This is a genomic window from Bacteroidales bacterium (assembly GCA_023228145.1).
Lineage (GTDB): Bacteria > Bacteroidota > Bacteroidia > Bacteroidales > CAIWKO01 > CAIWKO01.
Genome location: JALOBU010000005.1, coordinates 36,686 through 63,236 on the forward strand (window position 1 = coordinate 36,686; position 26,551 = coordinate 63,236).

A 26,551-nucleotide genomic window follows, 5' to 3' on the forward strand; every position below is an offset into this window, starting at 1 on the left:
TTTACCTTTTAATCTTTGTAACGGGCAATAGGAGTTATTCCTCCGCGGACTTTATCCTTAATTTTTACCAATATCTCGGTATCCAAAGGTAAAAGAATATCCACACGGGATCCAAATTTTATAAACCCCAGTTGGTCACACTGCATTGCTTGCATTTTTTCTTCTGCATAACATATGATACGCCTTGCCACAAAGCCGGCAATTTGTCTGACCAGAATCGGTGACCGCCCCTCGGGTTTTATGATGGTGGTTGTTTGCTCGTTCATATATGAAGACTTTGGTTTTCGGGCAACAAAATACCTTCCATAATAATCTTCTGTTTTAATGACTTTCCCGCTAACAGGGAACCAATTAACATGCACATTATTTAGCGACATAAAAACCGAAACCTGAATGCGTTTTTCATTCAGATATTTTTCTTCATTAATTTCTTCAATAGCAACAACCACGCCGTCAGCGCCGGAAAAAATAATCTTATCATCTAAAACAAAATCCCGCGAAGGCTCTCTAAAAAAACGTATGATAATAATGAGCCAGATAAACGTAAAAGCAAGCATCAGTATATCAAACAAAAGATAATCCTGAAAAAATAAAAATAAGGGGATATTTATAGCGAAAAATATCAGAATAAAAATCAGTATGATAACCTTACCTTCTTTGTGTATTTTCATAGGCTGTTAGCAATAAAAATATAAATGTATAAAAAAACAAAAGGAGCTGCAAACAAAATGCTGTCGAAACGGTCGAGCATGCCGCCATGACCGGGCAATAAACTGCCGGAATCTTTTACCTGACAACTACGTTTAAACAAAGATTCTGCGAGGTCGCCAAAAGTTCCGGCTAAAATAATGAGCATTGCTATTGCAAGCCAGTGGCAGAACAGAAAATCTTTAAACACCATAGAAAGGATAAATGCTGTAATTATCCCAAATAAAACAGCCCCAATAATTCCTTCCCATGTTTTTTTAGGAGAAATGCGTTGAAACAACAAATGTTTTCCAAATAAGTTGCCCGCAACATAAGCTGCTGTTTCTGTGACCCAGGTAATGATAAAAAAGCCCAGCAGAAGCTGTACCCTGAATTCACCAGTTATCTGAAAAGGACTGTAAAAAAAGTTAAGCAGTGATAAGGGCAGGGCAATATAATACACGCCAAGTAATGTTATGGCAATGTTAGTGAAAGGGGTTTCATGTTTGCGGTACATCTCTGCAACAAATATTAAACAAGCCAGAGGGATATTTAACAGAACCAATCCAAAACCTGAAATATTATGTGCATATAAAGCTACGCTTAAAAATAAAAATGCCCCTAAAATAAATCCTGCAATTTTTTGTGGTTTGATGTTGTCAGAATGTATTAAAAAATAAAATTCATGCTGGCACAACATGGTAACAAGCAAAAAAACCAACATGAATGAATATATACTCCAGCAAACCGATGCAATAACGATACTTATAAATATCAGGCCGGTAATTGTACGTATGATAACTTTTTTCACAGATTAAAATTATGAATCAGTGATTTGGCTTTAATCACATTATCCTGCAAAACATATAATTCAAATTCGCCAAAAAGGTATATAGAATCCTGTTTATTGACAATAAGTGCTTCAATTTCATTTTCCAGAAGCATTCCTTTAATAATTTCAACCTCATAAGACTTATTACTCTCATAAATATTTACCCAGTCACTTCCCATTTTTTTTATTCGAATGTATTATCATCTATTAAGAAAAGAAACAGTTCTCTCGGGCCGTGTGCTCCCATAACCAGAGTTTTTTCTATATCGGCAGTGCGGCTGGGGCCTGATATGACAGAAATCAGGGATGGCAAATTGTCTTTATATTTTTCTGTTATACCTGACAAAGCGTCGGGGAGGTCGGCAACTATCTGAGAAGAATAGGCCACTACAATGTGAGTGTCGGGATAAACAATAAGGCGGCGCCCCGAGGCCTGTGCCGATGAAACCATAATGCTTCCCAGCCTTGCTATGAGAAATTCGCAGAAAGTAATCCCCTGTTCAGCTTCTGTAATTGTATTCACATCCTGATGAAATGGCACACTGGCAACAGTAAGCATCTGCTTGATAATTTCCTCAAAGCAGTAAAGCTGATGCCATTTGTACTCTTCAGCAAAAGCTTTGATGTTATAAAAAAACTCTTTTTCATCAGCACAATAGACAAACTTACCGGCTATCGCAGTGAAAGCTTTAGCGAAAGCTACATCAAGCGGTGCTTCCGGTTGCTTAAATACCTGAGAAGAAAAATCAATTTCGCTGTAAGGGCATTCCGCTTTGTGGATGCCGGCATTTCGTACATTCTTCAATACTTTTTCCCTTGAGGTATATTCTTCCATAGGTGGGGCTTTAACGGTTACTGGTTTTCTTCCCTTGCTTCGTTTTCCGATGTCAATTCCTTATCTTCATTTGCATTTGCTTTTGCTTCTGTTTCTATTTTTATTTCGGGTTTTATTTCTGTGTCTCTTGCTTCCTGAAATAATGATTCAGGTGGCTGCAAATCTTCATTTTCGGGTTCCTGAAATATTTTTGGTTCAGAATTTACATTTTTGGGGGGTCTTGGTTTTCGTTTTGCCTTAGGGGTTTTTGCCTCCTGTTCTGTAGATTTTCTTTTTAATGTAAATTCAATGTCTCTGGCAATATCGTCAATATTGTGGCGGTCGGTAAATTTTCGTTTTCCGAAAATATGCTCCACATCTTCGCGGAATATCACTTCTTTTTCAAGCAGGAGGTTGGCCAGGGCCTTCACCTTTGGTTTATTGTCCCTGATTATCTTTTTTGCTCTTTCATATACGGTTTCCACTATTTTTCGGACCTCTTCGTCAATTGTTTGCGCCGTTGTTTCGCTATATGGTTTTGTAAGTGCATATTCCTGCTGCCCTGAGGAATCATAAAAACTCAGGTTGCCGATTTTTTTATTTAAGCCGTAATACATAACCATGGCGTATGCCTGTTTTGTAACGCGCTCCAGGTCGTTAAGAGCTCCTGTGGATACTTTTCCGAAATTTATTTCTTCCGAAGCCCTGCCTCCCATGATGGCACAAAGCTCGTCGCACATCTGTTCCGCAGTGGTAATTTGCCTTTCTTCGGGAAGATACCATGCGGCGCCTAAGGCTTTTCCCCGAGGAATAATAGTAACTTTTACCAAGGGCGCCGCATGCTCAACCAGCCAGCTGATGGACGCATGCCCTGCTTCGTGATAGGCTATCACCTTTTTTTCTTCTGAGGATATAATTTTGCTGCGCTTTTCCAGCCCCCCTACGATACGGTCAATGGCATCAAGAAAGTCCTGTTTGTCAATAGTTTTCTTTTCTTTGCGGGCGGCTATCAATGCCGATTCGTTGCATACATTGGCAATGTCAGCGCCCGAAAAACCCGGTGTCTGGCGTGAAAGAAAATCAACATCTATTTCCGGAGAAAGCTTCAGAGGTTTCATATGAACCTTAAATATCGCTTTCCGTTCTTCCAGGTCCGGCAATTCAACATGTATCTGTCTGTCGAAACGCCCTGCCCTCAAAAGGGCGCGGTCAAGTATGTCGGCACGGTTGGTAGCGGCAAGAATAATAACTCCGGCATTGCTCGAAAAGCCATCCATTTCAGTTAATAACTGATTCAAAGTATTTTCTCTTTCGTCGTTGGCTCCCGTCATAGGATTTTTACCTCTTGCACGGCCTATGGCATCTATTTCGTCAATAAACACAATACAGGGAGCTTTTTCTTTGGCGGTTTTAAAAAGGTCGCGCACACGCGAGGCACCTACGCCAACAAACATTTCCACAAAGTCGGAACCTGACAATGAGAAAAAAGGTACTTTTGCTTCACCGGCAACGGCTTTTGCAAGCAAAGTCTTGCCTGTTCCCGGAGGACCCACTAACAAAGCTCCTTTAGGAATTTTTCCACCAAGCTGTGTATATTTTTTGGGGTCTTTAAGAAACTCCACTATCTCCATAATCTCTACTTTGGCCTCCTCAAGTCCGGCAACGTCATTGAAAGTTATCGAACTACTGGTGTTTTTATCAAAAAGCTGTGCTTTGGACTTGCCCACATTGAATATCTGCGAGCCCCCGGTACCTCTGCCCATCATTCGCATAATAACAAACCACACAACTATCAATATCATAATGGGTATTACCCAACCCAGAATATCTCCGCCCCAATTGCGGCGTGTTTCGGGTATGATATCTACAGGTATGCGGGTCATAATAATGGTTTTCTCTTCTGCAGTTTTACCAATGGTGTCGTTCAGCATTATTGTTTTTTCCACTTCCCGCACCTTGCTTTCAAAATTATCAGGTGACAATATCTCAAATATATAATGCGGCCCCTTGTTGGAAGAACTGCTGCCAAAGCCTTTTTTACTGGCTACTTCTTTAAAAGCCGTATCACTTGCTAGGGCTTCCTTTGTGATATAAATTTCAGCTTTTTCTTTATTTACAACAACAACTTTTTCAACCTGCATCTTCTCGAGGTATGAAACAAACTTATTCCACGTGGTTTCCTTTACGCCACCGCTTCCCGAAAAGAAAAAATTCATTCCAATAAAAACTATTGCGAGCAAGGCATATATCCAGTAAAAGCTGAATTTCTTTTTCCCTCCCGGTTTATTGGAAAACATAGTGTTTTTCTTATCCTGATTCTGTTCGTTAGCCATGTTGTATCTCTCTGTTTTTTATTTTTCCGATTCAATATAATTCAACTTTGCGTCTGCCCATAATTCTTCGAGTTTAAAGAACTGCCTGGTTTTATCCTGAAAAATGTGAGCCACCACATCCACATAATCGAGCAATATCCACTCGGCATTTTGAAAACCCTCGCGGTGTGAAGGTTTCTGTCCCATTTCTTTCCGCACTTTTGCTTCCACGGCATCGGCAATAGCTTCGGCCTGCACACGAGATGTACCGTGGCAAATAACGAAATGCGAAAAGAAAGTATTATGCAGGTTCGAGAAGTCAATGCATACCACATTTCTGCCTTTTTTTTCGGCCATTTCTTCAGCTATGATATTGGCAAGACGCTCATCTTCCGTTTGTTTTCTCTTTCTTGGCATCAGCAAATTTTTGTAAATTTGCAAAGTTACTTATTTTTATCAATATTTGTTAATAAATTAATAGTACAAAGAGACTTGTGCAAAATTCCGGCACACAAAAATGAAAATAATCTTCCTTGAAGAAACCGACTCGACAAACAATCATGCCGAGAAGCTTATTGAGAGTGGTGCTGTTAACGAGCCATTATGTATTATAACAAACAACCAGATTTCCGGCAAGGGCCAGGGTAAAAATGTCTGGTTGTCGGAACCGGGTAAAAACCTCACATTCAGCATTGTTTGCTTCCCTGATTTTTTACCTGCAACTCAGCAGTTCTACCTTAACAAAGCCGTAGCATTATCCGCACTTGACCTGTTAAGAAAAATGCTTCCCATGCAGAGTATCAGTATCAAATGGCCCAATGATATATTTATTGAAAACAAGAAAGCTGCGGGAATACTCATAAAGCTGTGCGTTCAGGAAAACCTTATTAAATACGCCATAATCGGTATCGGCATGAACGTGAACCAGCAACAGTTCCCTTCGGAACTGAGTTCAGCGGTTTCGTTGATAAACTACCTGAACAGAGAAACCAATCTCAAAGAAGCTCTTGAAAAATTTCTTACACTTTTTGATGTGCGTTACAGCCAACTTAGGCAGGGCAAAAAAGCGCCCGTTGACAATGATTACAGAAATGCTTTATACAAACTGGGGAGAACAAACTTGTTTGAATATGACGGGAAACAAGTACATGCAAAGCTCAAGGGTGTGAACGAATACGGATGGATACAGCTTGAAACAGCGGATGGAGAACTTATTGAAGGTGATATGAACCGGGTGAAAATGATTTTGGACTAACGGGCCGTTGCCCTATTGCACGCGTTGCGAACGCGCGCGTACTGGGGGTTATGCACCGTAAATTATTCTTTTATTATCTTTTTCTGCAATGTCCTGTCATTACATGAAAATATAATAATGTACATGCCTTTCTTCAAAGTGCTAATGTCTAATTCTTGCTTATTATTGTATAAAACGCCTTGAAGTATTAGTTTTCCATCAATACTATAAATATAAAAGTTTTGGTTTTGTTTACCAACAGCGTCAATTGTAATTTTATCAACAGCTGGATTTGGATATATGTCTATTTCTTTAATAAGTTCATAATCATTTATATTGCTTGTCAGAGTATCACAAACACATCTAATGCTTAAACCATTAGTCCAACTATGAGATACTCTATATACAGTTGCTGTAAAGTACAATATATTGTAACCCCAAGCAGTAGTTGGATACGCTATAGTTGATGTCCAGAAATCAGCTTCATAATTAATTCCAACGAATTCACCTCCTGCAAATTCACGAAAACCACCGGGTAATGCAGTAAATTCGCTTTCATTTGTTGCATAGTTTGGGCTCATCCAATGGGATGTGCCAGCTTCTCTTAATTTTGTGCCAGCTACACTTTCGCCACCTAGATATCCAATAAGCGTAACCCAGTCAGCATCGGTTGGTACATGCCAGCCTGTCGGACAAATTTTATAGGTAGTTACAGCATACCAGTTGTATAATCCACCATACGTGGCATTAAATGTCGTAGAATCATTGTTATAATATGAATATGCAGGTGTTGTAAGATTAATCCAAACGGAATCAACTGTAACATTTGGTATTGGAGACCCATCGTTGAATGTTATTGTCTTGAGGTTTGAACCTAACCAAACCTGTGTGCCTATAATAACTTTGTTGTAAACATTACCATCAATGTCTGTTACCGTCTGACAAAAAACATGAATTGTCAGGAATGTTGCTACTACAAATAGAAAGATTTTTGTTCTCATGGTATTTTTCTTTTTTTATGGTGCATAACGGACATGTGCTGCTGCATGGCGGGGCGTCAAACGGGCGTGTCCGGCGGACACTGCACGTTTTGATGTCCCGCTTAAGTGTCCGGCAGGACAGTTTTCCCGCTGGCAGCAGCACAAAGTTAGCGTTTCGTTGGTTTTTATTAATCCTTAATACAACGTACAGATAATCCACTTCTCTTCCAGTCGACATTTTTGTATATATTGGCGTAATTATTGAGAATGATCATGTACCATGCTTTGTCTGTATTGTATTCAGTAGAACTCCACCAGTAGCCCTTCCATTTAATGAGGGTGAAGATGCCACTAAATCGGTAACCTCCTGGAAGTGCTGTAAATCCGTATTCATCAGTAGCTCCGGTATTAGGACTTTCCCAATGTTTTAAACCACTTTCTTTCATCTTTCCACCGGCAATACTTAATCCTCCTAAAAAATCTATTAAGGTAATCCACTCAGCATCTGTGGGTATATGCCAGCCTTTTGGACAAAGTTTGTCTGATTTTACAGCCCACCAGTTGTAAAGTGCGCCATAAGTGTTTTTGTTGCTATTGGGATTGTTTTCATACCAGCAATAACCAGGTGTAGTTAAATAGACCCAGTCCGTATTATCGGTCACATAAGGTATTGCTGTACCATCGTTGAAATGAGTGGTTTTTAAGTTCTCAGTCATCCATGTTTGATTTCCGATTTTTACAGTTTTGTAAACATTACCATCAAAATCTTTAACTGATTGCTCAGTTTGTGCTTTAATTAATGAATTTCCTATCACAATAAAGCAAAGTACAATTAACATTCCCTTTATATGTCTCATTTTTTTCTTTTTAATGATTAATAATTATTATTTGAATTTTTCATTTGTCTGTTTCCTAATCCAATGAACGCTAACGCCTGTGTTAGCGTATTACGTTTATTTTTACTTTAGTTTACGGTTACGTTTATTCCATTTTAACATCTTAAATTACTTATTATTAGCACTTTAATTTTTTTAATATCCGTTTGCAATCATTTGTCCCATAGGGATGCCTTTGGCATAAGCGTTTGTAATCGTCTCAACAAATATAATAATTATTTGAATTGATATAAAACTCGGAAAGTTTTTCTCGGAAGTATTTTTTGCATCTTCCGCTTTTTGGCAGGCACAGAAAATACATTTTACCGATTGCACATTCAATATAGTCCAATGTCGCCTTTTTCTTATTGGACTATTTTCATGTAGCATCGGCACTAACCATTGTAATTTATTTTTTGTCTTTTGACTAAAAAATAAATACAATTGGTATTACTTAGCCAGGGCTAATGCCGACGCAAAGTAAAAAATGCGCTCAATCCTTAACACATCGAACTGAATATGCAAAATCCCACATTGCCAGGCAGGTCCAGTCGAGGTAGCTGAAGCGTGAGTATAGTGTCAACGACCAGGAGGTTTGGGTGGCATTATAATCCGTGTCCTGCGTTGCACTCCACCAATAGCCATTTTCGCCTATTTTGCTGTATGCCTTTGGTCCGCCCCGCCATCCGCCGGGCAGCGCAGAAAAACCGCTTTCATTATTCCCGTTGCCATCAGCCACTATGCAGTTTTTGGCCTGCCATGCTTTTTGTTTGGCGGTCAAAGAGTCATTTTCTACTCTGACAGCCCAGCCTGTGGCAGATTTAAGTTTCGCCGGCGCTTCCTTTTTTCCGCCCAAATGCTGAATCATCGCAATAAATTCCGCTTCGCTGGGCAAATGCCATCCGACAGGACAAACGGTTTTGGCCGTTTCCCAGTTATATAAATAGCCGTATTTGGCTACGTTGGCCTCATTATCATCATAGGCCCAGCAGCCCTTGGTAGCTTTATAAGCCAGATTTTCGGCCATCCAGGTCTGGTTGCCAATAATTACCGTTTTATAGGTTTTACCATCGCGGGCATCAGTAAAAGTTCCGTTGGTATACCCCGGCAATACATCAAACTCATCACGGGTTCCGTTGGCATAGATGATGACAGAGATTTCTGATTTTTGCAATGAGTAAGATGGGCCTTCCGGATTATCAAATCTTTTATACTTTATAACCTCGGTTTCAATTTCTTTGACATAGGCTTTGATTTCATTCCCGTTTTTCAGGCGGATAACATCCTGCGAAAATGCCTTGGAAATTCCTGTGCAAACGATTAATATAACGCAAATCCATAAAAGTGTTGTTTTCATTTTTTCAAGGTATTATGCATGTTTTGCAGTGCTAATTCTGCGAACACGCGCGTACTGGGGAAAAGAAAAAACATTTGCAAACGCAAACTCTACCCTTACCTATTGCCTTACACCCTCTACCCCCACCTTCTAACTCTTCTCAAAATACTCTTTGAGCTTCTGCCCAAAGATATCCACCATATTTTGCAGCGGCCGCGAGGCCATCATGCTTATCATGGGAGGCATTTCGTGTTCAAATATGAATTCCGTTTCTGTTTCTGTTTCACTTGTAGCATTGAGTAAACATACCAGCTCAAAAGTAAAAGGTATTTTCGTGCCGGTGTCAGGGACTATCCTTAATTTGGAATTTGGGATTCTTTCGGTCATTTTGAGAGCAAGGGAGCCCATGCCACTAATGTCAAAACTGCAGGTGTCTCCTGTTGATTTCCAATTGCCGACCTGCTCGGGCATGAGGGTTTTAAAGTTGTTGAAATCGGAAAGAAAACCGTAGATATTTTCTGCCGGCTTATTGATTTTTGTTTTTTCACTTTTTATCTGTGCCATATCACTTCCCCCATTTTTCGGGAGCTTCGCGCCATTTTGCCAGTTGCGGAAGGTCTCTTTCGTTTATATAATTGTTTTCCACAGCTTGCTCCAGCAAGGCGTTATAATGAGATAGGGTAAACAAGGGGCATTTTGCTTTAGCAAAACCTTCTTCAGCGACAGGAAACCCATATGTAAATATAGCGACCATGCCTTTCACATTACATCCTGCATTTCGCAGGGCTTCTACTGCTTTGAGGCTGCTGCCTCCCGTAGAAATAAGGTCTTCGATAACCACCACCGACTGTCCTTTTTCCACCACGCCTTCTATCAGGTTTGTAAGCCCGTGATCTTTGGGCGCCGAACGCACATATGCTAAAGGCAATCCCATATCCTGTGCCACCAGCGCGGCATGAGCAATAGCGCCGGTAGCAACACCTACGATAACGTCCGGGCTACCGAACTCATCATTGATAATACCGACAAATTGCTGGCGGATATAGGTGCGAACCGCAGGGTAAGACAAAGTTTTTCTGTTGTCGCAATATATCGGGGATTTCCATCCTGATGCCCAGGTAAATGGTTTTTGCAGATTCAGTTTTATTGCTTTAATTTGCAAGAGGTATTCTGCAGTTTTTAATAAAGCATCGCTGTATTTTTTCATGCGACAAATGTACAAAGTTTACATGAACGACAAAGAAATTTTCTTCACAAAGAAGAAAGACATTGTTAATGAACATAATACATCACTTTTTCTGACCGACCCTGATATCAATAGAATTAATAACAACATCATAGAATTTATTAGCGACAATAAAAACAACAAATTATATTTTGTTCACAGAAGCCCAAAAAAATTATTTAAAGCCTTTGCTAAAAAATATAAGATTGTGAAAGCTGCAGGAGGCATAGTAAGAAATAAGGATGACAGGATACTATTTATTTTCAGAAGAGAAAAATGGGATTTGCCAAAAGGCAAGGTCGATAAAAAAGAAACAAAAAAACATGCCGCATTACGCGAAGTAACAGAAGAAACGGGACTTGAAACGCTTGCAATTCTTCGGAAAACTGCTTGTACTTATCACACCTATACCGAAAAGGAAATACAAATACTCAAAAAAACATACTGGTATGAGATGTTTGCCGACAAAGATGAGCCCTTACATCCACAAGCAGAGGAAGATATAACAGAATTAAGATGGGTTTCCTCACATGAAATGAGTGATATCATCCGTAATACGTACCCTCTTATTAAGGACCTGATTAAGGAATTTGAAGAGATTGGAGATTAGAGATTGGAAATTTTAAATTGAAAGTTGTAAATTTAAAATATTGTAAGAAGCGTTTTTTTATGCGATATTACTAACTATTTTGGTTGTTTTGTATTTTGTTTCTTCGCAGCCGTTTTTAGTAACCCGCCAACTGGTAGATACTCTTACTGACTACAAAAAAACACAAGCAGGAGTTTTTGATACGTCAGCAAACCCCTTCGCCGCTATAAAAAAGCATCACTAAGGTTTTAAACACAAATTCGTCATTTAAAAATTTATTTCTAAAGACCGTCATTGAAAAATTAATCATATAAGCGTAAGTAAATCAGCACATTGTAATGACGTTTCCGGGTAAAAACGATTTATTCTCTGCAATGTTTATATAAAACATTGTAGGCTTCTTTTATGCCCAGTTCGCCGGCTTTGCTGATATCTGTACACCCTTTTTCTTTTTCGCCCAAAAACAAAAATAAAATTCCGCGGTTAAAATATGCTTCTGCAAAAGTTTTATTGTAAAATATGCTCACGGTATAGTCCAGCACAGCGCCACCAAAATCATTCAACACACATTTCACATAAGCACGGTTATAATAAGCAAAGCAAAATGTGCTGTTTTTTTCTATGGATTTTGAAAAATCCAGCAGCGACTGCAGGTAATAATTGTTGTCTTTTGTGCTTGCAGGCGGCATGAATAATTGCCTGTTAAGTTGTTCGTCTTCTTCGTGCCGGCCTAAGGCAAAATGCATATTTCCTTTAAAAAAATCAATCAGGTAAGCATAGGCAGAAGTATCACTGATTTGCGCCGAAGTATTCAGAAATTCTTTGTAATTTACCATGGAGCCGGCAAGAAGGCAATCCCAGATTTCACATACCTCCGAAGCAGAACCCGCAAGTACGATGGAGTCAATTTTTTTTCGTTCGTCAGGCAGTTTCTCAACATCCACAATAGCGCTCCCTGTTGTGAATATCCATTTGTACGCCATGGGTTTAATTTTATTGAGCGCCTCCAGTTCTGTATTGTAAATGTTATTAGAATGGACATTAATTTTTTCAGTAAGGCTGATGCTGAACAAGGGTTTCATGATTATTTCATAAGGCCTGAACTGAATCTTGCCGCGCGTAGTATCAGTATTCTCAAACTCTGTCCTGAACTCAAAAAGTTTTTTAAATGAAGCTATCTCTTCCTCGCTATATTGTATGGAATCATTCCTGGACATAAGCATTTCAGCCATTTTTTTATCTTCCAGGCTGGTTCTGTAATTCTTCACTTCCTGATAGGCAGCCGCTCTGAAAAAATAAGCGTAGTAGAATGCCGGATAGAGAGTGATTACCTTAGAATAGTCATCAATTGCGCCATAGTAGTCGTTCAACTGATGTTTTATCTGCGCCCGGTAAAAATAAGCAAAAAGATTATCAGAGTTCAGTTCTGCTACCCGGTTGAAATCTGAAAGGGCATCATAATATTGCTCATGCTCTGCATAAAGGCAGGCCCGGTTATAATAACATTCTGCATTGAAAGGATTCAGTTCAATAACCTTTGCATAATTATGCAGAGCGTTTTCATATTCCTGCCTGCTATGGTAGTATGCTGCAAGATAGTAGTATGCCATCACATTTAAGCTGTCTTTGGATACGACGAAATTGAAATCATCTCTCCCGCTCACAGAATCGGCCAGAAAAAGTTTAATCTGCCCTCGCAAAATATATGCATTGTAGTTTGCCGGCTCAATGGTAATGGCTTTGTTACAGTCAGCCAGTGCTTTTTCGTATTTTTTAACGCTCATAAACAGGATGCTCCGGTTAAGGTATGCGTTGACATTGGCAGGGTTAAGCAAAAGCGCCATATTAAAATCTTCGAGTGCATGGATGCTGTCCCACATTTGTGTCCGGGTGTAACCTCTTGCATTATAATAATCCGAACTGGAGCTGTTCAACGCAATGGCTTTGTCGAAATTTGATATTGCATCAAAATAATCATTTTGTAATGTTTTTATGATACCCAGATAATAAAATGCAGGACTGAAGCCATGATGAATCCGGGTTGAGTTTTCAAAATCCGCCAGAGCGCCACGATTATCCCCTAATTCCATTTTCGCAATACCTCTGAAATAATATGCATGATGGTTTTCCGGCACCTCATCAATTATCTTGTTAAACAACAATATGGCTCCGGTATAATCGTTTTCCTGTATCCTCTCCTGCCCCTTCATCATATAGTGCTCAATATTGTACTGGGCATTAGCTGAAAGGCCTAATAATACTGTAAATGCAAAAAATAATAAAATATTTTTCTTGTAAAAATTCAAAATAACAGAGAAAATACGAGTGGATTAATTAGAGAAATAACAGCAAAAATAGCCTTTTATTGTTGTTTATTTATCAACAAATAAATGTTGACGTGCATTTAAACACCCTATATAATAACACAATTTCAGTTTTTTTATTTTTTTGCTTTTTAAAAGCAAAAAAAATATAATATATTTGTACCATAAACCAAATAAATAATTAATTATGAAACATTTAAAATTACTTTTTTTACTTCCGGCTTTCATATTGTTAGCCTGGAACACCTGGGGCCAAAACAAAACAACCTCAACAGTGAATGATGCATTGGAACAGGAGTTTGCAGATATTACAACTTATGCCGGTGATACAGTAAGAATAGCTTTTAGATATGAAGGAAATTATGCACATGAAAGGTATGTTGATGATATTTTGATAGAAGAAATACTCCCTCCTGTTATAAGCCCCGACAGCACAACCTTTGACCTCGCTTTTGCTGATGACGTTAACACCACCATAACCTGGAATGCAGCAACAGCAATTACAACTATTGCTGACAACCAGCTTACGCCCTTTACACTTATAGAAGGTACTGACTTTGATGTCTCAGGTAATACACTAACCATATATAGTACTTATCTTGCCGCTGTGTTGCTCGCAGAAAATGACGAAATAATACTTAGCCTGTCTTTTGATGAAGGCACCATACTGAGTTTTACAATTACAGCTATTCTGACCCCTCCACCTCCTGTGGTGATTGCCAACTGGAATTTTGAAAACAGCACCAAAAGAGAACTCATTACTGACGATGCTACATTTCTTTCCAATCCTTATACTGCCGATGACGGCATTACTTCCAACATTGATATTGCTCCAATAACTCTGGTTGGAGGAAGTGTTTTCGCCGGATGGGTAACAGGCGCTGGTGGAACAGGCACATACGCTGCTAACGCCGAGGCATGGAACGAAGGCACTGACACCAAATACTGGATGGTTACATGTAGCACACTTGGGTATGAAAACATTATATTAAGCTCAAAACAAAGAGGTTCAAATACCGGTCCCCGCGACTTCAAAGCACAATACAGTACTGATGGCACAAACTGGACAGATATTCCCGGTGCTACTATCACTGTTGGAGCAAACTTCACTTCCGGTGTCCTGAATGAAGTTCCTTTGCCTGTAGCATGTAATAACCAAAGTTCCCTTCAAATCAGATGGCTAATGACTTCAGAAACATCCGTTGCATCAGGCTCAGTGGGCGCCGGCGGGACTGACCGTATTGATGACATTTTGATTACAGGAACAGAAGTTAGTGTTTCTGTGGAAGAATTTTTATCAGGTTTTACGGTTTATCCCAACCCTTCAAACGGAAATTTTGTGATTGATGCCGATGATAATTTCCTGATGCAAATCACCGATATAACAGGCAGAATTATTTCTGAGCAAATATTGGTAAAAGGCAAAAACACTATCAGTATGACGAATCAGGTTTCAGGCATTTATCTGCTTCGCCTCACAAACAATAACAACACAAAAACGATGAAAATTATCATCAAATAAATTTTTGATTTGTTTTAAACAAGAAAAAGCCCGGATGATTCGGGCTTTTTTTTTAAAAAAAAGTCAGATTAAGAAACTGTTATGATTTTTTTAATAGCAAGCATAAATTTAAAATTTCACCTGTCAGACTGAGCCGAAACTCCTGAAACGACAGTAAAAGCAGTTTCGTGTCCCAGCCTGCCGGAGTACCCTGCATGCAGGTAGGTAAGTCGACCGTATGTTAATAATAAAAATACTCTTCCCTAAGAGCCCCACTTCGACAATCCCGATAAATCGGGATGCTCAGTGTAACTCGAAGTTTTTATATCTGATTTTGATAGCAATAGTAATATATAAATTCAAAAACAAAAGAGTTTCTAAATATTAGAAAAAAACCTATTGAGTAATTTGGGTTAATACAATTACTTGATATAATTTAACCCATCTTTATATTGTATAATGCCGATAGAGTAACTGTTATAGTACAATTTATTGGACTATTACAGATACCGTATCGGTATAAAATATTTTATTTGAATAATTTTGCTTAGGCTTCATCCTTAGTTTTTTTATCTTAACTGGCTCCGCCAATTTGTAAAAAAGTAAAGGCACGAATCTCTCCGTGCCTTTTATCTTTGAAATAATTGAAAATGTTATTTCTGATCTAAACCTCTGCGCTTCAGTAAAGGTTCAATAGCAGGATCCTGCCCACGGAATTTGCGGTACTGATCCATACCTTCGCCATCGCCGGATTCCTGCAGGCAGTATTTGCGGAATTTGGTTGCAAGGTCTTTATTGAATATATCGCCCGACTGCTTGAACGCTTCATAGGCATCGGCCACGAGGACTTCGGCCCAGAGGTACACATAATAACCGGCAGCATAGCCACCGCCCCAGATGTGTGAAAAATAAGTGGAACGGTAACGCGGCAATATTTCAGGTATCAAACCTATTTTGTCCATGGCTGCTTTTTCAAATTCTTTAATATTGATATCTGTGGGCTCTGTCAGGTTATGATAGTCCATATCCAGGATAGCAGCGGCAAGCAGCTCGGTCATATCAAACCCCTGGTTAAATTTTGAGCTGTTCTGAATCTTTTCAATCAGTTTGTTGGGAATCACTTCATCGGTTTTGTAATGTTTTGCATAATACTTCAGCACTTCTGTTTCGCTGGCATAACTTTCCATAAACTGAGAAGGAAGTTCCACATAATCACGGGGTACATTCCCTGCAGTACGGCTGTATTTTCCTTCGGTGAACAGGGCATGCAAACCATGTCCGAATTCATGGAAAATGGTTTCCACTTCGTCCCAGGTCAATAACGAAGGAGTATCTCCTGTTGGTTTTGTAAAGTTGCAAACGATAGATACAATAGGATCAACTTTTTTTCCGTCGCGCCATCCTGCTGATTCAAAGCCGCCGCACCATGCCCCGCCGCGTTTGGAATCACGCGGAAAATAATCAAAATAAATTATTCCAAGGTGTTTTCCGTCGGCTTCTTTCACCTCATACGTTTCAACGTCATTAAAATAAACCGGGAGGTTGGTTAACTTATCGAAAGTAATGCCATAGAGTTTGTTAGCTACATAGAAAATCCCGTTTTTCACATTATCAAGGCTGAAGTATGGTTTCATTTCATTTTCATCCAGATCATATTTTTCTTTACGGACTTTTTCAGCATAATACCACCAGTCCCACGGCTGAAGTTTGAATTTTCCGCCTTCCTTATCAATGATTTTCTGCATTTCAATTAATTCATTTTTAGCCATAGCAAGCGAAGGCGCCCATAATTTTGCCAGAAAATCATTAACAGCCTGTGGTGTTTTAGCCATGTTGTCATCAATGACATAAGCGGCATAGCTATCAAAACCAAGCAATTTGGCTTTCTGAACACGGAGCTTTGCCATTTTAGCGATCACTTCATTGTTATCGTTTGCGTTGCCGTTATCCCCTTTCATAAAGTAACCACGGTAAAGCTTTTCGCGAAGATCACGATTCTTGGCATATGTCAGGAAAGGCAACATGCTGGGTTTGTCGATGGTGAACAACCACTTGCCTTCCATGTTTTTAGCTTTGGCGGCCTCAGCGGCAGCATCAATAGAACTTTGTGGCAAACCATCCAGGTCTTCTTTTTTATCAATGGCCATCTGAAAATTTTTATTCTCTGCCAATAGGTTTTCACCGAATTTTGTTGTGAGTGTAGAAAGCTCTTCGTTGATCTTCTTCAGTTCTTCCTGCTTATCTTTGGGAAGATTGGCGCCAAGGCGTTCAAAGTCACGGTAATGTTTCTCTACGGCACGAATCTGCTGTTCATCAAGGTTCATTTCTTTACGTTTCTCATAAACCGCCTTAATGCGTTCAAAAAGCTTGGCATTCATGTAAATCTCATCGTTGTGTTTCGAAAAGCGAGGACTTATTTCCCGTTCTATTGCCTGCAAACGCTCATTTGTGGTTGATTCCGTCAGGTTAAAAAACACATACGCAGCTTTTGATAACAGATAACCGGATTTGTCAAACGGTAGAATAGTGTTGTCGAATGTCGGTGCTTCGGAATTGTTCACAATTTTATCGATTTCCTCATTCTGTTGTTTCATGCCCTCTTCAAAGGCAGGCATAAAATGCGTGGTATCAATCTTGTCGAAAGGAGGCACCTTAAAAGGCGTGTCATAATCCGAGAAAAACGGATTGTCATTTGCTTTTTTGGAGTTACACGCCCCAAAAATAATTGCGGCTAAAGCCATCATAATTAATGTTTTTTTCATTGGTTAAATTTTTGTTTAGTTATAAATTATCATTTTGATAAATAAAGGAAGGCAAAGTTACAAAATCATCATGTAAAAAATACGCAACAAATAAATTTATATTCATGTTAAAATGATTGACATTATCAAATTTTTAATTTTATATTTGTATTAAAAATCAATCCGTAGATTTCTTAATATGTAATTTTATGTCAATCAAAAAGGAGAATCATATCATGGCAGACAAAGGCACAAAAAAGAAAATCACCCGGGTAGGAGGCCCCGAAACCGCTTCGACTATTCCTGCATCAAACACACCTCCCCCAACTGAAGCCACAAAACCATATGTTACAAGTGACGAAAACAAAGCCAAAGCTAAAAAGTATCGCCTTATCGCGGTTATTTCATGGATTATTGCCATTGGTCTTGAAGTTGGAGCAATCCTTCTTTTGAACAAAAAGCCCGTACCCATGGTTTGGCTTATCGTTCTAATCGTGGCCGACCTCATCTTTGCCGTTATTGGTTCTATGTTGTGGAAAAAATCCAACAAGTTTAATCCTGCCTCCCAGAAAGAACCTATCAGATTTTTCATACAGAACCAGTTGGGCGCCATCATCAGTGTCATAGCTTTTCTGCCCCTCATTATCCTTATCTTCACCAACAAGAACATGACAGGTAAGCAGAAAGGGCTTGCCGGAGCCGTAGGTATAATTGCTCTTGTAATCGCAGGCTTTTTAGGCATTGATTTTAATCCTCCCTCGCAGGAAAAATACCAGGAACAAGCTCAGCACGCGAAGGATTCTATGCAAACCGAACAGGTTAAAGAACTTAATAATGGCATTGACCACGTGTACTGGACAAAATCCGGAAAAAGCTATCACCTGTATTCCGATTGCGGCTATATAAACACCGACAGGACCGACGAGATATTTGAAGGTACGGTATATCAAGCCAAACAACTGAAAAACATCACCGATATTTGCGACCGTTGCGCAAACAGGGCAAAGAAGGAGAAAGAAGCGTTGCTAAGAAACGATAGTGTGAAGTGAATTGTTAGAAGTTAGAGGTTATCAGTTATTTTTTTCTTTCAGGCTGTTGTCTTTCCAGAATAGTTAAGCCGTGCCCTGATTCGATATGGTCTTTTATCTGCCATTCGGGGTGGTCGTCAATAAACTCAAATATAGCGGCTTTCATTCCAGGTCTGCCATCGAATGGGTTTTTAAGCCCGAAGGTCTCGGTGCTGTGCATCATAATCCATTTCTTCACCCTGAGATGATGATGTTCCAGTTCTGCTTTAATTTGTCCATACCAATGATCGGTATCTATATACAGTAAGTCGGTTTTTTTTATTTTAGCTTTCAACACATCTTTTTGTATCATTTTAAAAAACATGTCATCATCTTGGGCAGCCTGCTTTATCATGCGGGCATTTTCAGTAATCACAAGGTCATAAGAATAAACTTTTTTACAACCGGATATCAAAAACGCCAACGTTGAACAACCGGTGTCAATACCAAACTCTGTAACTTTTTCGCATTGTGACGCATAGTATTTCAATATTTCAAGATGAAGTTTAACCGCTTCAGGCCTGAAACCCAAGCTGCCTTTTTTCATGCTGTCGTATAACTTGATAAGGTTTTTAGGGGTTAACTTTTCCATCATCCAAATATCAGATTATTTTTTTTATGAGCAAATAATAAAGTAGCATTGGCCAGTTCAAAATTTTTCTCCCGCTCCAGTTCTCTTACAAATGCCTTGTGGTAATATTTGTCACCTTCTTCCAACAATTCAGATACTTTCATCCGAAGGAATTCCTCTTTAGCCTCATCCTTCAATCCATTTGCCCAGTTTCTCAAAATCCATGTGAGCGACCAGATAGGCAAGCCATAAGGGCTTATATCGGTTTTGTCTGTAATGAGTAACCCATCGAAAAGGTTTTCAAGGCCACGGCTTGTCATATTATAATAATGGTGAGGGTAACCATGGTAAGGCTGAAGGAAAGGCACGCTACACAACAATTCCCCACCTGGTTTTAACACCCGTGCAATTTCTTTAGCACATAAAAACGGATCTTTCACATGCTCTAAGACTGAAAGAGAGATAAGTGCGTCAAAAGCATTATCCTTAAATGGTAGTTGTTCCCCAACAGCTAATACATCAGTAGTGTCGTAATCCACAATCTCAAGGTTTACCACATTATCATAATAAATATCTCTCTGCCCTGCCCCGCAGTCAAGTATGAGGCCGTGTTCATATTTGTTTATTAAATCCAAAACAAAAGGCTCGTAAATATTGCTGCTGACCATATCGGTATCCACAATATTATAAGTTTCACGGAAATCGTCACTTAAAAAATCAAAATTCAGGTTTTCCGTTTCGATATAAGGCATATCATTACGCAGCAAAGGTTTCACTTTTTCCTGTTTGCATATTTTAGCATCAACAATGGTAGAGATTGGCAGTCGTATGTTCCTTCCTTCTTCTTTGCCGAAAAGTTCAAAATGCTGGCGTCCCGAGGCGGCTACTCCTTTTTTAATGGCAATGGCGACATCGAAATTTGCAGCCAGGTAGGCTTCTTCCGTAAAATTTTCTTCTGTAGCTTTCTCAATTAATGTATAATTAGCCATTTGAACTGATTGGTTTGAACAAAGTTATAAAAAAATACAAATTTATTTTGAAACCGTATCATTTCTGTGAATAGGTTTTGGTTTTGATAACAATAAATGATTAATAATATCAATAGACATTTCCTGGATAACAATATCGGGCTTTTCTATAATAACAACTTCATGACAAAATTCAGGAGTCCAAAAATAAGATATTCGCTGAAAATTATGACTTAAATAATGACTTAACCAATTAGAAAAAGAGTCCCTGAACATCAGTACGGAAGGAGTTGAAATTTTATTGTTAACATAACTAATGGCTGGATTATTAGAAATAGAAATGGGGTAATTCAAATATTGTATTTCTGTAGGCATGGATAGTTTTTTGCTTAGAGGATATAATACCTCATTTTGATAATACTCGTTGATGAGCATTATTTTGTACATTCCATTAGCCACACCCTCACCACCAAAGTTTCTATTCATAAACTCTTTGTAATCTTCAGAAATCAAAAAAGAATCAGGCACGGCATCGCCAAATTTAAACCATTCAAAATCATTATAATTAGCAGGGGACGGGATTCCGGGGAAATCTTTTTTAATAGCTTCCACTATTGTTTTATATGCGTAATAAGCTCCATAAAAATTCCAATGCGGGTCGTCTTTGTAATAAATATCTTTGGGAGATGCCTGCCTTAAATCGTAAAGTGTTTGATAAACGTCAATAATGTTCAGACGGGTATTTTTCTTTAAATAGGAAAGAAACTGCTCTAATTTTGTAACTCCATTATGTTTATATATAGAAGGCCTTAACTTATCCTCATAAATCAGCAGTGCAGAAGGAGGAAAAACCAAATAAAATTTTATTCCTTTTTTTTGCAGCCAATTGTTTCGTTCGACCAATATATCGGACATTTTTTTCAATTCTGCTTCTGTTAATGGTTTTCGGTTTTCATAAGTTTCCAATATCCATCCCTGAATAAAAAACATCCAGCCATCTTTACCAAAATGTATTTTTTTGTTATTAATTAGTTCGTTAAAGGTTTTGTATTCAATCAGGTTATTTAAAGTAATGATATTGGTTCGTCCGGGAACATTATCAACAATAAAATTATTTATTTTGTTCGTAAAAGACTGGCATGAATCGATAGAAAAATCAGGGAAACTCTGTGCATTTCTTTTTTCTTTAACGATATAATTTTTTTTAGTACTAAAAATACTAAAACCAATTACATTTGAGATAAAAACAATAAAGAATATGTTTATAATGGCATGCCGGTAGTTGACTATTGGAAGTACTTTGCATATTACGAGTAACACCAAAAAAAGCACCATTGACAAAAAAATAAATATATGTTTCTTTAAAATCAACAAATATTCTGCATCATCAGATTGTGCAGCAGAGTTTAAAATAAAATAAGGGTCGGGGCCTGTAATATGATAAGTATTTCCTTTTTTCACCATATCATTGACAACGAGATAATCATATGGGATGCGCGAATAATTCCATGTTTTTTTAATCAACCCGGAACTTAATGCAATTTTGGGTTCTTCAATTGTTTTTACATTACCCTCTAAATCAACACGCTGAAATTTATATTTTTGTAAAAGTACCTGAGAAATAAAAACGCCCTTATGCTTGCCAGACAAGAGTTTCCATTCGCTCCAAAATTCGGGGGTATTATAATAATATAAAAAAGATGCCTCTATATTGTTTTTTGACGAAAGCTTCACATTAAATTCATCATCTTTTCCAATCCAGTAAAATATAAATACAAAGATTGATGTAAGCACCGAAATCAGTACATTTTTTTTTGGGTTCAGATTAAGAATAGCCGCAAATAATATCAGAATAAAAATAATCATCAACACGATAACAAACGCATGCTTGTTTTGATTCTCAGTTTGCAAAATGTTGAATGGTTTTAAATTAATCCTGACGGGCGTTTCGGATTTTGAAACTACAACATTATAATCAAGTGGCGATGACAGTAGCTGAGCGTTCGATATGTTGAACAAATTGGTATCTTTAGCAAGTAAGTTTTGTACTGTTTCTCCCTTGCAATAGTTTACAGAATTAAGAAAAATAGTGTCGTTGGCTGAAAGGTTTTCAATAAGAAGAAATAGTCTGTTGTCGGTGTTAATAGCTTTTTTATATTGAAATAATTTAAACCCGGGCTGAGATATTTCCCATTTAGCCAAACATTCATTAGAGTTGTTAATGCTGATAAATCCAGGACTTGATGTTCTTGCGGAAAAATAAATGTATTCGCTTTTATTGTCGGCAACAGGTGATTTCCATGGCTGACAAACTAAAACATAGGCAGCAGGTATGAAAAATAGTGTCAATTGCGAAATGTGAAATTTTGATTTTTCGATAAAATTCATGTAGCGACTCAAACAAATCAGGAGCATGAAAAATATCAGAGAAACAAATAAACATAACTTGTCTTTTAAAAATAACAGCCATTCTATACGCGATAAAAAATAACTGGTTGTAATTTTAAAATACGGGTCAGTTCCCGTAATGATGTATTTGTCTCCCTGCAGCACTATATCATTTAACAATATACATTTTTGGGGAATTTTGCTTAAAGAAAATGTTTTACAAATAAATGTATTTATAAAACTTATTTTTAAATCATCAATTACACGATTGTCTGATTCTATGTCAAATCTCAGGTATTTTTCTTCGTGTAAATTAATTGGGGTAGTGTAATTAAGAATATTTCCGTATTTATAATACTTTTTTTCGCCCGAAAACAAAGGCGTATGGTTATGAAAAACCTCAGGGTTTTTTATTTCATTTTGACTGCTTATTTTAACTTGCCAAATATCGTTGTGGTTAAGTACATAAACCACTACCATAATCATTGATGAAATAAAAACAGTGAAAAAGAAGTATTTTGATTTTGGTGCAAATATGAATATCAGCAAAAAGCATAGAACAAAAATTCCAATTATAACTATTTTCTTATAAAGGCCTAAATCATTGGTCTCCCATGAATAATAAGGAAAAAATGTAATACAGGCAGATTGGTTAGCTTGGATTGCAGTCAGTTGTATCTCATCTTTTTTAACATTGACCAATGCATTTGCAACCAGTGTTTTTTCTAAAAATGATTTATTCAGCGAAAACAAGCGATTATCACGATACAGATTAACACCAAGTATTGAAATAGTGTCGTGCGGCGAAAGATGTTCAATAATCAGGCTGATTGAAGAAGCATCTTTTAATGATCCATAAAATTCAAGGCTTTTATAACCGCTACTGTCAACCTTCCACGAAGTCATAACTTTATTGCCCGACAACAATGTAATATTTGTGTGAGAATTTGTTTTAACGGAAAAATAAAAATAATCATTGGTATCGGTATCAATGGGAACAGAAGATTTATAATCATCTTTAAGCAGAAAATACAAACAGGGTATGAACAGAAAAAGGAGATATATATATTTTATTCGGTTTTTAAACATCGCTTATCAGAATTTAAAGTAGAAAAACGGGTTAAATGATACGGTAATTAATCGCATAACCGAAAGTAAAAAAACGACTATCAATCCAAAAGTATAAACAGAATCAAACACTTTTTTTGTTTTCTCTTTTTTCAAAAATTTTGAAATTGATATAGGTACGCAAAGCGCAATTCCAACAGCCATAATCAAATAGTGTTCTTTCATAAAAAAAGAAGTTAGTCCCAGAGTGCCTTCTCTTGGAAAGCTGAACATAACGGAATAATAATCTAATGCCTGCTTCAAATCTTGTGTTCTGAACAAAACTCCTACAACCAAAAGAATAAACCATGTGTACAACATTCCAAAACCTTTGATACGTTTTAATAGTTTTAGCAGAAACAAAGCCTCAAGCCCCATCAATATCCCCTGAGTAAGCCCCCAGATAATATAATTCCATGTAGGCCCGTGCCAAATTCCGCAAACTACAAATGTTACAACCAAGGAAAAAAAAACTCCGGCATTACCCCAGTATCTTAATGACAAAGACAATGGGCTAAAGATGTAGTCTTTAATCCAGTTGGATAGTGTGATGTGCCAACGGCGCCAAAATTCTGTGATTGACCTGCTAATGTATGGATAATTAAAGTTTTCGGGGAGTTCAAATCCAAGCATTTTTCCTACGCCAATCGCCATATCAGTATATGCAGCAAAATCAAAGAAAAATTGTAAGGCAAATGCAAGCATGCCTACCCAGGCAACTTCAGGGCCAATACGCCAAAAATCTGTCTCAATAATTTGAGTTACTACATAACTGATTTGATCGGCTATCAGTACTTTTTTTCCTAATCCAATAATAAATCTTCTGACTCCTTCGGTAAAACGCGGCAAATCAAATTGGCGTTTTTTTAACTGTTGTTCAATTGCAGGATATCGTACAAGAGGCCCGAGAATAAGCTGAGGAAACATTGTAATGTAGAGGATAACATAAGCAGGATTTTTTTCAAAACGCTTGTTGCGCCTGTAAACTTCAATATTATACGAAATTGCCTGAAACGTAAAAAAAGAAAGCCCAAGCGTACTTATCGTTTTAATTTCGGGCAAATTTTGAACTCCGACATATATAAGATTATCAATGATAAAGCCGATATATCTGAAGTAAAATAAAATCCCACTAAAAGTGCACACAGCAAGGATAAGAAATATTTTTTGAAATTTTGTTTTTACAATAAAAAATGAAAATAACCATGCCAGAATGCTAATAACCAACAGAAGAACAACAAGTTTACCTGCTCCCCAAAAATAAAATACCAAACTGGCAATAAACAGAAAGAGGTTTTTAGCCCATATTTTTGGCAATAAATAATATCCTGCGAGAAAAACAGGAAAGAATATAAAAATAAAAACTATCGAACTATAGACCATCTGCAGCTTTTATTTCAATTATTTATTATATTCATTATCAATAAAAAGCATGTTTTTTAAAGTTTTTCCTGACAATACTCTCAACTTATGCAACCATTCAATCCTTAGAAAAACATATCATATTTCTAGCAGCTTTTTCAGGTCGTTCTCGTTAAATTTCGGTTTATCAAAAACATTCCTGTAATATTCCAGTATCTTTTCAGTGTCGAAATGTTTTTTTATCACCTGGTAACTTTTCTGAATACGTTTAGTGTTAATGTTGACATAACGCATCCAGTAACCCAGAAGCTCTTTTAAATCATTACTTGTCAGGGGCACTTTTTCCCTTGGAAAAAGATCGCCGTAAAACTCAATATCATTAAACATTTCCAGGTGTATGACTCTTTTTTCCTGTTCAGCTATCTGCCGGTATTGCTCTTCTGTTGGTTTCAGCAAATTGAAGACTCTGGAGTTATTATATATCCGTAACACGCTCAGCATGGGTTGTGCAACATATTCAAAGGAACCTGCATAATTGATGGTCTGCATCGCTTCTTCGTAGGTTTCGGTCGGGAATCCGATGATAAAAAGTGTCCGGGTTATAAAGCGCCTCGATGCGGCATGTATCGCTACTGATGCTTTATCTACATCCAGGTTTTTTCCTATCAGCTTTTGTAAACGGGGCACAGCGCTTTCAACAGCCAGCGCCATTTCCACTGTTCGAGCTTGTTCAAGGAGGTCTATCATTTCTTCATCCACCTGGTCGGCACGAAACCCGTTTGGAAAATTCACCCTGACATCAGGTAGTTCTTTAATGATCAACGCCAGTAGCTCTTTAGCAGCAGGCATTGGGACATTGAAAGTGTCGTCCAGAAAGACAAAATTGAAAATACCGCGCTTGTCACGCCGCTCTTTCATCTCAGTAACCACGTTTTCAGCAGATCGCCGCCGTATTCTTTTTCCGAACAACTGGTGGCAATAAAAACAATCATAGGGGCATCCGCGCGTAGCCAGAACAAAGGCACATTTAGACACTTCCTGCAAAGCCTGATTTTTAATGCCCCGATAATCATCCAGATTAATAAAATCATAATCCGGAAAAGGAATACTATTAATATCTTTTATATAAGGGCGCGCTTCATTCACCCGCACAGTTTCGTCTTCCAACACAGCAGTGCCTTTTATTTCATGAGGAATTAACGGGGAATTCATAAGATGACTTATCAACTCTGTAAAAGTTACTTCTCCCTCTCCTATCACGACGATGTTTGCCATATTATCTCGTAAAATATCTTCAAAACATGTTGATGGGTATGGCCCTCCGGCTACTATTGGAATATCAGGTTTAAGTTCACGTACCTTTTCTGACACAAGTTTAAAAGGAACCTTGGCTGTTGATAGCGCCCTGAGGCCAACCATATCGGGATCGAATGACCGGACAAGAGATTCCACACTTTTTACAGGATCCTTGCTTGTTGAGGTATGAAAAACGCTAAACTCTATCTCGGGAAATTTTTCTCTGGCAGTTGAAACAAGATACATCAACCCTACGGGATGATGGCTAAAATATACATACTTGGGATCCCCGAAAATATCAACATCTATTAAAAGTATTCTTTTTATCATCGGTCAAATTAA

General features: G+C 38.0%; 22 protein-coding genes. 4 read left to right on the forward strand and 18 right to left on the reverse strand.

The window, feature by feature from the left end; translation table 11 throughout:
- Positions 1–8 precede the first annotated feature (8 nt).
- From M0R16_03670 to rsfS, 6 genes are read right to left on the reverse strand one after another with little or no spacing between them, the layout of a single operon-like run.
- The gene (locus M0R16_03670; protein ID MCK9611981.1) at positions 9–671 is read right to left on the reverse strand and encodes a phosphatidylserine decarboxylase family protein; all 663 of its coding nucleotides are present in this window, start codon (positions 669–671) and stop codon (positions 9–11) included.
- Complete coding sequence (locus M0R16_03675; GenBank protein MCK9611982.1) at positions 668–1,498, reverse strand: phosphatidate cytidylyltransferase; 831 nt, start codon at positions 1,496–1,498, stop codon at positions 668–670. Before M0R16_03675 ends, M0R16_03670 begins: the two co-directional genes overlap by 4 nt.
- The gene (locus M0R16_03680) at positions 1,495–1,698 is read right to left on the reverse strand and encodes a DUF2007 domain-containing protein (protein ID MCK9611983.1); all 204 of its coding nucleotides are present in this window, start codon (positions 1,696–1,698) and stop codon (positions 1,495–1,497) included. Before M0R16_03680 ends, M0R16_03675 begins: the two co-directional genes overlap by 4 nt.
- 5 nt (positions 1,699–1,703) lie before the next feature.
- A complete protein-coding gene (locus M0R16_03685; protein ID MCK9611984.1) occupies positions 1,704–2,354 on the reverse strand; it encodes an LUD domain-containing protein in 651 nt (216 codons plus the stop codon).
- Between the two features lie 17 nt (positions 2,355–2,371).
- Positions 2,372–4,630 carry an ATP-dependent zinc metalloprotease FtsH gene (ftsH, locus tag M0R16_03690; protein MCK9611985.1) on the reverse strand — a complete coding sequence of 753 codons (2,259 nt, stop codon included), beginning with the start codon at positions 4,628–4,630 and terminating at the stop codon, positions 2,372–2,374.
- A gap of 54 nt (positions 4,631–4,684) precedes the next feature.
- A complete protein-coding gene (rsfS, locus tag M0R16_03695; protein MCK9611986.1) occupies positions 4,685–5,062 on the reverse strand; it encodes a ribosome silencing factor in 378 nt (125 codons plus the stop codon).
- A 100-nt stretch (positions 5,063–5,162) separates the two neighbouring features.
- Here rsfS and M0R16_03700 point away from each other — a divergent pair, with 100 nt between their 5' ends.
- Positions 5,163–5,900, forward strand: a complete 738-nt coding sequence (locus tag M0R16_03700; protein ID MCK9611987.1) for a biotin--[acetyl-CoA-carboxylase] ligase — start codon at positions 5,163–5,165, stop codon at positions 5,898–5,900.
- A gap of 62 nt (positions 5,901–5,962) precedes the next feature.
- Here M0R16_03700 and M0R16_03705 read toward each other — a convergent pair whose 3' ends face one another.
- From M0R16_03705 to pyrE, 5 genes are all read right to left on the reverse strand, one after another.
- On the reverse strand, positions 5,963–6,880 hold the full coding sequence (locus M0R16_03705; GenBank protein ID MCK9611988.1) for a T9SS type A sorting domain-containing protein: 918 nt from the start codon (positions 6,878–6,880) through the stop codon (positions 5,963–5,965).
- A gap of 167 nt (positions 6,881–7,047) precedes the next feature.
- Positions 7,048–7,716 carry a fibrobacter succinogenes major paralogous domain-containing protein gene (locus M0R16_03710; protein ID MCK9611989.1) on the reverse strand — a complete coding sequence of 223 codons (669 nt, stop codon included), beginning with the start codon at positions 7,714–7,716 and terminating at the stop codon, positions 7,048–7,050.
- A gap of 511 nt (positions 7,717–8,227) precedes the next feature.
- The gene (locus M0R16_03715) at positions 8,228–9,091 is read right to left on the reverse strand and encodes a hypothetical protein (GenBank protein ID MCK9611990.1); all 864 of its coding nucleotides are present in this window, start codon (positions 9,089–9,091) and stop codon (positions 8,228–8,230) included.
- A 129-nt stretch (positions 9,092–9,220) separates the two neighbouring features.
- Positions 9,221–9,634, reverse strand: coding sequence for a hypothetical protein (locus tag M0R16_03720; protein ID MCK9611991.1), 414 nt, complete (start codon positions 9,632–9,634; stop codon positions 9,221–9,223).
- A gap of 1 nt (position 9,635) precedes the next feature.
- Positions 9,636–10,277, reverse strand: coding sequence for an orotate phosphoribosyltransferase (gene pyrE / locus M0R16_03725; protein MCK9611992.1), 642 nt, complete (start codon positions 10,275–10,277; stop codon positions 9,636–9,638).
- A gap of 22 nt (positions 10,278–10,299) precedes the next feature.
- Between pyrE and M0R16_03730 the strand changes: the two genes are divergently transcribed.
- Positions 10,300–10,905, forward strand: a complete 606-nt coding sequence (locus M0R16_03730; protein ID MCK9611993.1) for an NUDIX domain-containing protein — start codon at positions 10,300–10,302, stop codon at positions 10,903–10,905.
- A gap of 341 nt (positions 10,906–11,246) precedes the next feature.
- Here the strand turns inward: M0R16_03730 and M0R16_03735 are convergent, their stop codons facing one another.
- The gene (locus tag M0R16_03735) at positions 11,247–13,097 is read right to left on the reverse strand and encodes a tetratricopeptide repeat protein (protein MCK9611994.1); all 1,851 of its coding nucleotides are present in this window, start codon (positions 13,095–13,097) and stop codon (positions 11,247–11,249) included.
- 298 nt (positions 13,098–13,395) lie between these two features.
- Between M0R16_03735 and M0R16_03740 the strand changes: the two genes are divergently transcribed.
- Entirely contained in the window at positions 13,396–14,730 is a 1,335-nt protein-coding gene (locus M0R16_03740) for a T9SS type A sorting domain-containing protein (protein ID MCK9611995.1), read from the forward strand.
- Between the two features lie 632 nt (positions 14,731–15,362).
- Here the strand turns inward: M0R16_03740 and M0R16_03745 are convergent.
- Positions 15,363–17,471, reverse strand: a complete 2,109-nt coding sequence (locus M0R16_03745; GenBank protein MCK9611996.1) for a M3 family metallopeptidase — start codon at positions 17,469–17,471, stop codon at positions 15,363–15,365.
- 188 nt (positions 17,472–17,659) lie between these two features.
- Here M0R16_03745 and M0R16_03750 point away from each other — a divergent pair, with 188 nt between their 5' ends.
- Positions 17,660–18,499: a hypothetical protein gene (locus M0R16_03750; protein ID MCK9611997.1), complete on the forward strand. Its 840-nt coding sequence runs from the start codon at positions 17,660–17,662 to the stop codon at positions 18,497–18,499.
- Between the two features lie 25 nt (positions 18,500–18,524).
- On the opposite strand, the gene M0R16_03755 is transcribed toward M0R16_03750, so the two are convergent.
- The 5 genes from M0R16_03755 to M0R16_03775 form a co-directional block, all read right to left on the reverse strand.
- Complete coding sequence (locus M0R16_03755; protein ID MCK9611998.1) at positions 18,525–19,112, reverse strand: class I SAM-dependent methyltransferase; 588 nt, start codon at positions 19,110–19,112, stop codon at positions 18,525–18,527.
- Positions 19,109–20,077, reverse strand: coding sequence for a class I SAM-dependent methyltransferase (locus M0R16_03760; GenBank protein ID MCK9611999.1), 969 nt, complete (start codon positions 20,075–20,077; stop codon positions 19,109–19,111). The genes M0R16_03755 and M0R16_03760 overlap by 4 nt, the downstream gene beginning before the upstream one ends.
- Before the next feature lie 42 nt (positions 20,078–20,119).
- Positions 20,120–23,533 carry a hypothetical protein gene (locus M0R16_03765; GenBank protein MCK9612000.1) on the reverse strand — a complete coding sequence of 1,138 codons (3,414 nt, stop codon included), beginning with the start codon at positions 23,531–23,533 and terminating at the stop codon, positions 20,120–20,122.
- A 6-nt stretch (positions 23,534–23,539) separates the two neighbouring features.
- A complete protein-coding gene (locus M0R16_03770; GenBank protein MCK9612001.1) occupies positions 23,540–24,934 on the reverse strand; it encodes a hypothetical protein in 1,395 nt (464 codons plus the stop codon).
- 117 nt (positions 24,935–25,051) lie between these two features.
- Entirely contained in the window at positions 25,052–26,539 is a 1,488-nt protein-coding gene (locus tag M0R16_03775; GenBank protein MCK9612002.1) for a B12-binding domain-containing radical SAM protein, read from the reverse strand.
- Between the last annotated feature and the right edge of the window lie 12 nt (positions 26,540–26,551).